The following is a 12,112-nucleotide window of genomic DNA, read 5'->3' as shown; positions in this document are numbered from 1 at the left end:
GGTCCTCCTACTTGCTGTTCGAGTCGGCCGGGGCGGCGTGTTCGTAGTGGATGATCGTCCATTCGTCGACCCACACGTGGTCGCCGGCAGGGATGACAAGGGTGGTGGCCGGATGTTCGACGACGGCAGGGCCCTCCACGTGGTTGCCGGGCCTCAGCAGATCCATCTCCCACAACTTCGCTTCGTGCCAGGTGCCCCCGTAGTACATCTCGCGGGTGCCCTTGAAGGCCTCGCTGCTGGGCTTCTGCCCCTCCAGCGGACGACGTTTGAGGGTGGGCTTGATCTTGTCTACCTTGGCGATGAGCCCCAGTTCGGTGATCGAGTGGCCAGCCTCCCTGTACTGCGCGACGGGACGGTTGATGGCCGCGTAGAGGTCGTCGAACGCCTCGACGAGGTAGTCGAGGTCGGCGTCAGCGGACACTCGGGAGATCGTGAGCGGCACCTCGACGTCTTCGAGCTGACCGGTGTAGCGCATCATGGCGAACAGCTGCAGCTCGACATCGGCCTTGTCGTGTCCTTCTTCGCCCATCTCGCGGATGGCCTTGGTGCGCAGTCCGTCCCACACGTCGTTGAGCGACGCGATGACCGACGCACGGTGGTTCGCATCCGCGTCCGGGGGCAGTGTGAGCTGCACTGACCGGCTGTAGCGCCGCAAGTAGTCGGCGGTGGTGCAGCCGAAGGCAGAGAATGCCGCAGCGAACGGGAACGTCAGAACGCTCTTGAAGCCGAACCCGCGGCTGTACTCCGCCATGTGGAGCGGTCCGGAACCGCCATAGGCCATGAGCGAGTAGTCGTGTGGATCGACTGCACGTGCAGAGATCATCTGACTCATGGAGTCCTTGGCGTCCATCTCGAGGAGATTCGCCATGCCTTCGGCAGCCTCGTAGATGTCGACTCCCAGAGGGTCGGCGACTTTCTCCTTGAAGACCTGCTTAGCCTTCTCAACATTGAGCTTGACCTTGCCGCCGAGGAAGTAGTCGGGGTTGAGACGCCCCATGATGACATCGCAGTCGCACACGGTCGGTTCCGTCCCTCCCTGGTCGAACGCGACGGGTCCGGGCCACGATCCGGCACTCTCCGGGCCCAGGCTGACCTTCTTGGTCAATGGGTCGACCTTGATGATCGTTCCGGCGCCGGCGCCGATGCTCTCCATCGAGATGGTGGGCAGGTTGAGCTTGAACCGAGCCAGTGTTGGCTCGTTCTCGATCGGGATCGTTCCACGGGTGATGGCTGCGATGTCGAAGCTCGTGCCACCCATGTCACTGACGATCACGGAGTCGGACCCGATCATGTCTCCGACGTACTTCGCGCCAAGAATGCCGCCGACCGGCCCGGAAATCATCGTCTCGTGCAGTCGCGGGTATCGGATCCCGGCAAGGCCGCCGTACGACAGCACGGTCTGAACGCCGTAGCGGAACCCCTGTCCGTGTGCTGCTTCCTCCACTCCGATGAGCTGATCCCTGCCTGCGGCAGCGGCGTACGCTTCGATCGCCGTGCTGTTGAGGCGCGACTGTTCGCGGATGACCGGGCGAACCGAAGACGACAGATGGATCGGGATGTCGACCTCGTGCTTGTCCAGCACGTTCTGGACGAGATCAGCGATCCCCTGCTCGTGTGCGTCATCGACATAGGAATTCATGCAGACGATGCAGATGCCTTCGACGCCCTGTGCGATGAGTGCGTTCGCGGCCTCTTCAGCCTCGTCCGGGTAGAAGGGTATGACGACGTTTCCGAACTGGTCGATGCGTTCGGTGACCCCGAACACCCGATCGCGTGGGATGAGCGGGTCCGGGGCCTGGTGCGTGACCGCGTGCAGCCTGTCAGGGTACGAGTAGTCCGTCCAAGTCTGCAGGCCACGGCCCATGAGGACCGCATCTTCCATACCGCGGGTGACAATGAGACCGATGCGTCGTCCGGTGCGTGACAGCAGAGTGTTGAGCATGCCCGTCCCGGAGTACAGGACGACGGACAGCTGTTCGAACGTCTTCTGCAGGTCCATATCCCAGTTGCCGACCGCGTCGATAGCCGATTCGACGAATCCTTCGGACTCGTTGTGGGGCGTGGTCGCGGCCTTGCCGACGGAGAAGTGTCCGTCTGCATCGACGAGGAGGGTGTCGGTCATCGTGCCGCCGGCATCGATCCCCAGGACCAAGGGCTTTCTCTCACTCATGTGGCTCCTTCTCAGAGACTTCCGTTGGGTGCATGCGATATCGACGCGTGTGCCAGTCACCTCTGCAACAGCCGCTTTGCTTATCAGGGTGCGTATTGCGTAGATGGATGCCCTTTTGGCAACGCAGTGCATATAGGCTCCCCCTGCGAGCTACGCAAAGTCAACCATAGGTGCAAAATAGGGGCGTGTTTCGTGGCCAGGTTCCGCGGTGACCGTCGTCACCCTCCCCGCGGTCGGCGGCGCTCCAGGTGAGGGTTGACTTTCCCCCGCGACGATGTGAGCCTGGCCACGGATACGCCGCAATGCGTAATCGAATGTGTTGCGAATTGCTCAAACAGGCACTCAAATCCTGATTGACTACGCGTCGCGTAGTCGTTGGGTGGAAGAGGAATTGTGCTCGACGAGGAAATCGAGATCGATCTGGTGTCGTTGGACAGCGCTCCAACCGGAGAGGAGTACTCCAGGGGCGACTACGTTCTCCTGGCGATCCTCGGGATTGCCGTACCCGCTGTCCTGCTCGCCTTAGGGGCGATGTGAATATGCAGCCAAGAACTACGCGCATCGCTCGCAGCAGCTTGCCACTCCCGCTCGGCGAGCGGAACTGGAAGCCGCTCGTCCTCGCCGCCGTCTGCACGAGCACCGGCGTCGCCACGTGGTCCTTCGTCATCGGCGGATCCGCGGCACTCTACGTCGGCGCAGTCGCCGGAATGATCGCCATGACAGCAGGGGCTCTCCTCGGCCAGATGCTGGTGAACTTGGCCACTGTGCCGGCTGCCACGAAGCACGGCATCGAGACTACGACGTCAACGAAGCCCCAGTTGGGCAGCCGTGGGGCGGTGATCGGGCTTGGCCTCCTCCTGTTCACGTCGATCGGCTGGAATACGGTCCTCATGATCTTTTTCGGCCGTGCTGCGGCTTCGGCGATGATCGTGCTCGGCGTCGCCGGCGAAGGATCCCGGGGCCTTGTCGCGACCCTCTTCTCGGCCGGAGGCCTGGTGGTTCTCGCCTTCCTCGTGACTCGCGGGGCGAGGTCGCTGAGTAAGACCGGTCCGACAATCGCTATCTGCATCGTCATCCTGACCGGCTGGCTGCTGTATCTGCTCCTGGACCAGTTCGGCTGGTCTGCTATCGCCACCGCCGCGCCGCTCGACCCTACGGACAGCTTCGGCGTGAACTACACGAGCGTCTTCGAGCTGCTGGTCGCGGGCACCTTCGGCTGGTGGGGCTACATGGGTGGAATGGTCCGTATGGTGTCGAAGGCGGGAAAGACGATTCTGCCGACCATGGTCGGTTTGGGCCTGGCCTGGGCAGTGGTGGCTTCGGTCAGTCTTTTCGGGGCGCTCATGACTGGGGAACCGGATCCCACCATCTGGGCACCGATGATCGCGGGCGACTTCACTGCGATCGTCGTCCTGATCTTCATTGCTCTGGCCAACTTGGGTTCTACCCTGGTCGGAATCTTCGTCTCCACACTTGCGATCAAGCAGACGCGCGGGCTCGGTCGGAAGGTCTCCTGGAACACGATCGTCGTGTTCGTCTCGACACCCATGCTTTTGTGCATCGTCCTGATACCACACCTGATCTTCGACAACGTTCCCGTCTTCATGGCCTATCTGGGGATGATGCTCGGCCCCATGATCGGTGTGCAGATCGCCGACTGGTACATCCTGGGCCGCCGGAAGACGCTGTCCGTCGCTGCCCTCTACCAGCCCGGACGGGAATCGGCCTACTGGTACTTCGGCGGCTTCAACCCGGCGGGGATCCTCGGCCTGATTCTGGGCACCCTGACGTATGCGGCCATCCTCAATCCGAACACGTACGTTCCGAATGCGGCGTTCTTCCAATACACCACCGCAGCGATCCCGTCGGTGATCGTGGGAGGGCTCGTCTACGTCATAAGCACAAAGCTCATGAAGCGGTTCCTTCCTACGCGGTCCAGTCGGCGGGGTGCGGTGGAGGAAGCTAGCTGATGGGACTACGCCTAGCAGACAAGACCGCCATCATCACCGGTGCCGCACGGGGCATCGGTGCGGCGACTTCGGAGCTGTTCGCCGCAGAGGGCGCACACGTCGTCGTCGCGGATGTGAACGAGGATCTCGGCGGGGCACAGGCCGAGTCGATCCGAGCGGCAGGCGGCAGTGCGGAGTTCTTGAGACTTGATGTAACCGACCTCGATGAGTGGAAGGACTGCATCTCCTTCACCGAGAAGAGGTTCGGCAAGCTCAACATTCTCGTGAACAACGCCGGGATTTCCTGCAGCCTCTCCATCGCAGAGACGACAGCCGAACACTGGGACCGGGTGATCGCGACGAACCAGACGAGTGTCTACTACGGGATGCAGCTCGCTATCGAGGCGATGGCGCGGACCGGTGAGCCGTGCGCGATCGCCAATGCTTCTTCAGTAGACGGCCTCGTCGGCGAATCGCGGTTCTTCGCCTATTGTGCCGCGAAGGGCGCGGTGACGCTCATGACCAAGGCTGCCGCCCTGTACTGCGCTGAGCAGAACCTGCCGATCCGCGTGAACTCCGTCCACCCTGGCTACGTCCAGTCACCGATGGCGGCAGTCGACGCCGCGCAGAACGGGCAGACAGTGGAGGAGTACACGCGGGAATTCGCAGACAGGCACCCCCTTGGTCACCTGGGTGAACCGCGGGACATCGCAGACGGGTACTTGTACCTGTGTTCGGACGAGGCGCGCTTTGTCACTGGTACGCAGCTCACGATTGACGGGGGATACACCGCGCAGTGAGTGGGACTGCGCTTTGACGCGCGCCCTCACGCGGTGAGGTCGCCCCTCACGCCGCGAGGTCCATCCTCTGCTCGTAGCCGTCGAGGAATTCCGCCAGCCGGTCCAGCGCTTCATCGAGCACTTCGACACCTGGCAGGGTGACGAGCCGGAAGTGGTCGGGCTTGTCCCAGTTGAAGGCGCGGCCGTGGGAGACGAGGATCTTCTGCTCCCGCAGCAGGTCGAGCGCGAACCGTTCGTCGTCGACGATCCCGAACCTCTCCACGTCCAGCTTCGCGAACAGGTACAGCGCACCGTCCGCCGGTTGGGCGCTCACCCCGTCGATCGCATTGAGCTTCCCGGCGGCGAGATCCATCTGTGCGCCCAGCCGGCCCGTGGGCAGGACGAGGTCCTCGATCGACTGGTGTCCGCCCAGTGCCGCCTGGATCGCGTGCTGCGCGGGGACGTTCGAGCACATCCGCATGTTCGCGAGCAGTCTGATCCCCTCGAGGTAGCTGCCGGCCGCGTGCAGGGGTCCCGTGATCGCGAGCCAGCCGGACCGGTACCCGGCGATGCGGTACGCCTTCGACAGGCCGGAGAACGTGAGGCAGAGGACGTCGTCCCCGGTGATCGTCGCGAGGTTGATCATCTTCGCGTCGCCGTAGGTGATCTTCTCGTAGATCTCGTCCGCGAACACTAGGAGGTCGTTCTCCCGGGCGAGCTTCACGAGCCCTTCGAGCGTCTCCCGCGAGTACACGGCACCCGTCGGGTTGTTCGGGTTGATGACGACGATCGCGCGGGTGCGGGGGGTGATCTTCGCGGCGATGTCCTCGAGGTCGGGCACCCAGCCCGCGTCCTCCGCGCACCGGTAGTGGACCGGCGTGCCGCCGGACAGCGCGACCGAGGCCGTCCACAGCGGGTAGTCCGGCATCGGCACGAGGATCTCGTCACCCGGGTCGCACAGGGCCTGCAGCGCGAGGGTGATGAGTTCGCTCACCCCGTTTCCCAGGTAGACGTCGTCCGCGTCGAGCGAGCGGATCCCCTTCGTCTCGTAGTACTGGACGACGGCGCGCCGGGCGGAGAGGATGCCGCGCGAATCGCTGTACCCCTGCGCTTCCGGCAGGTGCTTGATCATGTCGACGAGGATCGAGTCGGGTGCTTCGAACCCGAACGGGGCCGGGTTCCCGATGTTGAGCTTGAGGATGCGGTGGCCTGCCGCCTCCATGCGGTCCGCCTCTTCGAGGACCGGGCCCCGGATGTCGTAGAGCACGTTGGCGAGTTTGGAGGACTGCGAGAACACGTTCATCCCTTCGGGGAAGATTCTTGGACGCCGAGGTGGTCGTCCGGGTCGCATCCAGGCTACGAGCCGGCGCACGGAAAGTCGCGTCGTAAAAGGTATGAACTGGCTTCCTTTCCGCTCGTCCCATGGGTTCTCATTGGTATGAGGAAACTGGGATGACTCGCCCGGATATCCTGGACGCGTGGAACCGCTCATGCTCGCGCTCGACCTCCTGGGGGTCCTCGCCTTCGCCGCCTCCGGCAATCTGCTGGCCGCGCGGAAGAACATCGACATCATGGGCAGCCTGGTGCTCGGACTCGCGGTGGGTCTGGGAGGCGGCATCATGCGGGATGTGATGCTGGGGCGGGTCCCGAACTCCCTCCAGGAGCCCATCTACCTCATCCCGCCGGTCATCTCCGCCCTCACGGTGTACCTGCTGGGTCGGCGGGCGCTCCATGCACGCGTCCCCATCATCGCGTTCGACGCGCTGGGCCTGGGAGTCTTCGTCACGACCGGCACGACGATCGCGTGGGAGGCGGGCGTCCCCGTCGCCTCGGCGATCCTCCTGGGCGTCCTCACCGGTGTGGGCGGCGGCATGATCCGCGACGTCCTGGCGAACGAGATCCCGGCCGTCTTCAATGGTTCCGACCTGTACATCCTCCCCGGGATCGTCGGCGCGAGCCTCATGGCGCTCATCGAGGAACTGGGCTGGTTCGAGCCGTGGTGGGCGCTGGTGATCGCCGTCCTGGTCTTCACGTTCCGCATGCTCGCGTGGCGCCTCGAATGGCGGGTCCCGTCACCCATGCGCGGGTGGTCGTACCGTGCGGTCCTCGGCCGGAACCTGTCCGTGTTCCGCAGGCCGCCCGAACGCGATCGCGGAGTCTTCGCTCCTCGCCGGACCCGTCGATTCGACGACATCGACTGATCTGAGCGGACCCCACGCGTGCCCGTGCCCCTCAGAGCACGACGAGCAGCAGGCCCGCGAGCGCTCCCGCGACCACCGCCACGCGCGACGACCGTCGCAAGCGCCCGACAGCCTGCCGGAGGCGACGGCGCGCGGAGAACGCCGCGGCCGGGTCCACTCCCACGGCAGGTACGCGTGAATCCTCCCCTGTGACTGAGTTGGCCCCCACGACGGAGCCGCGTGAATCCGCCAGGGTGTCGAGCACGGTGCGGTGGGGCGCGGACGGGTCGATCCGCACGGGCACGACGGTCCTCCTCCGCAGCGTCCCGGCGTCGACGGGGTCGAGCGTCCAGTGGACGTCCGTGGCGAACATCCGCCCGGCGTGCGTGACGACCAGCAGTGTGACGTCGACCGCCGCCTGCGGTCCAGGGCTCGGCGCCGACGCGTGCAGCACGGTGGCGATCGCCGGGGCGCCGGTGCGGCGCAGGTGGGCGGCGGTCCTGCGATCGAGCGCGATCCGGGCCGCCGGTCGCATGCCCGCCAGCAGCAGTGCTTTCGCCGCCAGGGCCAGCCCCCACGGCCACAGCGCGAGGGCGGCAGCCACCGGGGGAGAAGCGCCCGCCGCGTCGGGGAGTCCGAGCGTCCCGCGCAGAATCAGATTCGCGAGTTCACCCATCACCATTCCCGTGCCCAGCCCCAGGCACAACCACAGGGCGGTGCGACCCACGGGGACCTCGCGGGCCGCGTCGACGTAGCGGGGCACGCTGTGCGGACGAGCCATGGTCGCACCGTAGAAGGTGCGAATGCCGTGACGGTTGCCGCGGGGTGAACGCCTGCAGTCTCCACGCTGTCGGGAGCGTGAGAGCGGCCGTTCTTCCGGTCCTCAGCCCGCGCCCAGAACGACATCGCTAGACTTGGCCCAGTGATCTCGACCTCGGATTCTTCGCCCCAGCGCTCGCTCGGCACCTGGATGGTGCTCCGTGGCGGCCTCGCCGTCGTCTTCGGGCTCGTCACGGTCTTCTGGCCGCGCGAGCAGATCGGCTCGCCCACGAACCTCAACATCGCAGTGACGACCGTCGACGTGCTCCTGCTCGCCTACCTCGCCCTGCACGGCGTCCTCGTCCTCGCGCAGGGACTGCGCACCCAGACGGACATGCGCATGCCGCTGCTGGGACAGGCCGTCGTGGTCGTCCCCGGCATCGTGTTCCTCCTGCTGGCGGACGCGACGGGCCAGCTGCGCGCCGCGATCGCCGTGTGGGCGGTCCTCCACGGACTCATCGAGCTGTGGATCTGGCGGACCCACCGCGATGAGCGCATGAGCTCAGACTTCCTCATCGTCGGAGGCATCCACGTGCTCCTGGGTGTCGTCGTGCTCGCGGGCACGGAGATGAACGCCCTGAGCGTGCTCGGCTTCACCGGGGCCGCCGCGATGATCGCCGGCGTCTTCTCCCTGGTGGGCGGCTACTCCCGTCGATCCTGCGGTCGCGCGGGCACGGTGGCCGGCGCGGAGGCCGAAGAATCATGACGCCCCCTGCGACTCTCCGCACCTCCCCCGGACCCTTCGACGCGCAGCGGATCGACGACGGCCTGCTGCGCCACGACGGGCTCCTCGTCGACCTGGCCGCCGCGGCCCGGGAGCTGGGCGACGAGCTGTTCTCCCGCCTCGTGCAGGTGGCGCGCAGCCCGCAGCTGCTCGTCGCGACGGACTACGACGGGACGATCGCCCCGCTCGTCGACCGTCCCTCCCGCGCGTTCCCGCTGGACCTCAACGTCGCGACGATGCGTGCCCTGTCGTCGATCCCGTCCACACAGTCGGCCGTCATCTCCGGCCGTTCGCTGCGTGACCTCGCCGCGATGTCGCGGCTGCCGCGCGAAGTGCACCTCGTCGGGTCGCACGGCGGCGAATTCGGCATCGACGACTTCGACGACATCGCCCCGGAGACGGAGGACCGCCTCACCGCCCTGCGGTCGGCGCTGCTGGAACTCCACCGCGACCTGCCGGACGTGTTCCTCGAGTCCAAGCCGCTGGGTGCCGCCGTGCACCTGCGGGGCCGGACCCCGCAGGAGCGGGAAGCCGTCGCCGCGTGGGTCGCGGCGACGTGCGAGGAGATCGGCATCGAACCGGTCCAGGGCCGCGACGTCTACGACCTCACGGTCATCCCCGGCTCCAAGGGCGACGCGCTGGAGGCGCTGCGCGAGCGGCTGGGCGCAGACACCGTCGTCTACATCGGCGACGACGTGGCCGACGAGGCCGCACTCGCCACACTGCGCGACGGCGACCTGGGCCTGCGGGTGGGCACGGACGGTGGCACCCGCGCAGAGATGCGCATCCCGGACCCGTACACGGTGGGCGTCGTCCTCGCATCACTCTTCGAGCTGCGCAGGTCCTGGCTGTTCGGCCGCTCGTCGATCCCGATCGAACGCCACAGCCTCCTGGGCAACGGTCACTCGACCGCTCTCGTCGACCCGAACGGCCGGATCTGCTGGATGCCGCACCCGCTGCCGCATTCGGCGAGCGTGTTCTCGGAGGTCTTGGGCACCTCGGCGGCGGGGTACTTCTCCGTCGGCCCCGTACCGGTCGACACGGGCACCGCAACAGACGCCGAGGTCGCCCGCACCCGGCCGCTGACCCAGCGGTACCGGGGCGACACGATGACGGTCGTGACCCGGTGGGCGGGTCTCGAGGTCGCCGACTACCTGGCGCCCGTGCCGGACGATTCACAGGACACGGTGCTGGTGCGCGTCCTCACCGGCAGGGCACCCGCGGAGATCCGTTTCGCGCCGCGCCTGGACTACGGCGCGGCACCCACTGCGCTCGACCTCGAGGACGGGGTCGTCCGCGTCGACAACACGTCCGAGCCGATGGCGCTGCACGCCCCCGGCGTCGACTTCGAGATCATCGAGGAGAACGGCTCCCACACCGCGGTCGCCCGCGTCGTCCCGGCGGACCTGCCGGGCGGCGAGCTGGTGCTGGCGTTCGCGTGCGGCGGCGCGTCTGACTTCCTCGACTCCGTGCTCGCAGGTGACGAGCACCAGGTGCGCGTGCTCGCCGAGGGCTTCTGGGAGAACTGGGCGCGGACCCTCGAACTGCCCGGGCAGGTCCGAGAAGGGGTGCTGCGCTCCGCGCTCACGCTGCGCGCCCTCTGCCACGCACCCACCGGCGGTGTGCTGGCCGCCCCGACGACCTCGCTGCCGGAGGGGATCGGCGGCGTCCGCAACTGGGACTACCGCTACACCTGGCTGCGCGACGGCTCCATGACGGTCCGCGCCCTGCTCGACCTGGGGTCGACGGCGGAGGCCGAAGGATTCATCCAGTGGCTGCGCGGGATCCTCGCCGAGGCCCCGGGCCCGGAGTTCCTCCACCCCCTCTACGCGGTCGACGGCTCCGCACTCACATCCGAAGCCGTGCTGGAACACCTGCCGGGCTACGCCGGTTCCCGCCCCGTCCGCGTCGGCAACGCGGCGGAGCACCAGGTCCAGCTCGACGTGTTCGGCCCTGTCGCGGAACTGCTGCGCGACATCGTCACCGTCCGCGGGGAGATCGCCGACGACGAATGGGAGCTGCTCGTCGCGATGGGCAGCGCCGTCGAAGCGCGCTGGGACGAAGAGGACCACGGGATCTGGGAGGCCAGGCGCCCACCCAAGCACAACGTGTACACGAAGGTGATGTGCTGGGTCACCCTGGACCGTGCGATCGAGGTCGCGGACCGGTTCGGTCTGACGCTGCCGGGCGCATGGCGCGGGCTGCGCGAGGAGATCGCGGAGGAGGTCGTCGCACGCGGCTGGAGTGAGACGTCGCAGTCGTACACCGTCGCCTACGATGACGACGACCTCGACGCCGCGTGCCTGTTCGTGGGCCTGTCCGGGATGCTCCCGGCTGACGACCCGCGCTTCCTCGCGACGGTGGACGCCGTCGAACGCGAACTGCGGGAGGGGCCCACGGTCTTCCGTTACCGCTACGACGACGGCCTGCCGGGACTCGAGGGCGGCTTCCACATCTGCACGACGTGGCTCATCGAGGCGTTCCTGCTCACGGGCAGGAACGAGGAGGCGCGGACGCTGTTCCGACAGCTCGACAAGCTGCGCGGACCCACGGGACTGCTGGCGGAGGAGTACGACCCGCTCGCCGAGCAGCACTTGGGCAACCACCCGCAGGCATACTCCCACCTGGGCTACATCCGCGTCGTGAAGCTCGCGCAGGAGATGGGCTGCTCGCTCGAGTGACGGCTGACGCTGGGCCGCCGGCCCGAGCGGCTGCTGACGCTGCACTCACCCAGCCGCTGCGGGGGCGGTGGATCGACCGGCCCGCGGGGTACCGCTGCTTCGAAGCGGCGTTCTTCGTGGGGCACGGTCGCGATGTGTTCGAGCGGGCCGCGGATGAGCTCCTCCACTGGCAGGTGAAGATCCGCAGCGGCTTCGACATCGAGGTGGAGGACCCGGGTCAGGCGGGTCGGTCGGACCGGACGGGGCAGGCAGGTCTGGTGGGTCGGGATGCGAGGCCCGTGAAGGTCGCTGCGGGACAGCGGCCGACGATCCACGTCCGCCTGGGGCCGTTCCGGCTGCCGGAGCCGGCGCGGATCGTTGCGGTGGTCGAGTCTCGGTCGCGTCGCGGCTTCACGTACGCCACGGAGCCCGGCCATCCGGTGACGGGTGAGGAGTCGTTCCTCCTCGTGACGGGGACGGAGGGGGAGGCTGATGACAGGGTCTTCCTCGTGCTGCGTTCGGCATCGCGGCCGGGAGCTGGGATCTGGCGCTTCGCGGACCCGCTGGTGCGCATCGCGCAGGTCGTGTACCGCCGACGCTACGCCCGTGCCCTGCGCACCTGAGCGCGAATCTTCACGACCGGGCACCCGCCTTCACGGCCGAGCGCCCGCCTTCACGGCTGAGTGCGCATCTTCTCAACTGAGTGCGCTTTTGCGCGGCTGAGTGGACAGTGTCACCGATGTCCTGAGGCAGAACTGTCACTCAAGTCCTGAGACATCACAGACAGTGCACTGAGCCAGTACGGTGTTGAAAACGATGCACTCAAAAACG

10 protein-coding genes are annotated in these 12,112 nt (G+C 66.9%); 7 read left to right on the top strand and 3 right to left on the bottom strand.

From position 1 onward, the window contains the following. Nucleotides 1-7 precede the first annotated feature (7 nt). A complete protein-coding gene (locus JFC09_RS00860; protein ID WP_198392098.1) occupies nucleotides 8-2,170 on the bottom strand; it encodes a hydantoinase/oxoprolinase family protein in 2,163 nt (720 codons plus the stop codon). A 393-nt stretch (nucleotides 2,171-2,563) separates the two neighbouring features. Here JFC09_RS00860 and JFC09_RS00855 point away from each other — a divergent pair, with 393 nt between their 5' ends. Genes JFC09_RS00855 through JFC09_RS00845 form a run of 3 tightly spaced genes read left to right on the top strand, consistent with a single transcriptional unit; the run spans nucleotide 2,564 to nucleotide 4,919 of the window. Continuing rightward, entirely contained in the window at nucleotides 2,564-2,707 is a 144-nt protein-coding gene (locus JFC09_RS00855; RefSeq protein ID WP_198392097.1) for a hypothetical protein, read from the top strand. 2 nt (nucleotides 2,708-2,709) lie between these two features. After that, the gene (locus JFC09_RS00850; protein WP_232483071.1) at nucleotides 2,710-4,140 is read left to right on the top strand and encodes a cytosine permease; all 1,431 of its coding nucleotides are present in this window, start codon (nucleotides 2,710-2,712) and stop codon (nucleotides 4,138-4,140) included. Continuing rightward, entirely contained in the window at nucleotides 4,140-4,919 is a 780-nt protein-coding gene (locus tag JFC09_RS00845; protein WP_198392095.1) for a glucose 1-dehydrogenase, read from the top strand. Before JFC09_RS00850 ends, JFC09_RS00845 begins: the two co-directional genes overlap by 1 nt. Nucleotides 4,920-4,965: 46 nt before the next feature. Here JFC09_RS00845 and JFC09_RS00840 read toward each other — a convergent pair whose 3' ends face one another. Continuing rightward, nucleotides 4,966-6,201 carry a pyridoxal phosphate-dependent aminotransferase gene (locus JFC09_RS00840; protein WP_198392094.1) on the bottom strand — a complete coding sequence of 412 codons (1,236 nt, stop codon included), beginning with the start codon at nucleotides 6,199-6,201 and terminating at the stop codon, nucleotides 4,966-4,968. 175 nt (nucleotides 6,202-6,376) lie between these two features. Here JFC09_RS00840 and JFC09_RS00835 point away from each other — a divergent pair, with 175 nt between their 5' ends. Then, entirely contained in the window at nucleotides 6,377-7,099 is a 723-nt protein-coding gene (locus tag JFC09_RS00835; protein ID WP_198392093.1) for a trimeric intracellular cation channel family protein, read from the top strand. Between the two features lie 31 nt (nucleotides 7,100-7,130). Here the strand turns inward: JFC09_RS00835 and JFC09_RS00830 are convergent, their stop codons facing one another. Then, a complete protein-coding gene (locus JFC09_RS00830) occupies nucleotides 7,131-7,859 on the bottom strand; it encodes a hypothetical protein (RefSeq protein ID WP_198392092.1) in 729 nt (242 codons plus the stop codon). 141 nt (nucleotides 7,860-8,000) lie between these two features. Here JFC09_RS00830 and JFC09_RS00825 point away from each other — a divergent pair, with 141 nt between their 5' ends. From JFC09_RS00825 to JFC09_RS00815, 3 genes are read left to right on the top strand one after another with little or no spacing between them, the layout of a single operon-like run. Beyond that, on the top strand, nucleotides 8,001-8,603 hold the full coding sequence (locus tag JFC09_RS00825; protein ID WP_198392091.1) for an HdeD family acid-resistance protein: 603 nt from the start codon (nucleotides 8,001-8,003) through the stop codon (nucleotides 8,601-8,603). After that, a complete protein-coding gene (gene otsB / locus JFC09_RS00820) occupies nucleotides 8,600-11,302 on the top strand; it encodes a trehalose-phosphatase (protein WP_198392090.1) in 2,703 nt (900 codons plus the stop codon). The genes JFC09_RS00825 and otsB overlap by 4 nt, the downstream gene beginning before the upstream one ends. After that, nucleotides 11,299-11,904, top strand: coding sequence for a DUF1990 family protein (locus tag JFC09_RS00815; RefSeq protein ID WP_198392089.1), 606 nt, complete (start codon nucleotides 11,299-11,301; stop codon nucleotides 11,902-11,904). The genes otsB and JFC09_RS00815 overlap by 4 nt, the downstream gene beginning before the upstream one ends. The last annotated feature ends 208 nt before the right edge of the window (nucleotides 11,905-12,112 follow it).

The organism is Brevibacterium yomogidense, assembly GCF_016107685.1.
In the GTDB taxonomy this organism is placed as follows: Bacteria; Actinomycetota; Actinomycetes; order Actinomycetales; family Brevibacteriaceae; genus Brevibacterium; species Brevibacterium yomogidense.
The sequence above is the reverse complement of the archived record's forward strand: the minus strand, read 5'-3'. Positions and strand labels throughout refer to the sequence as shown.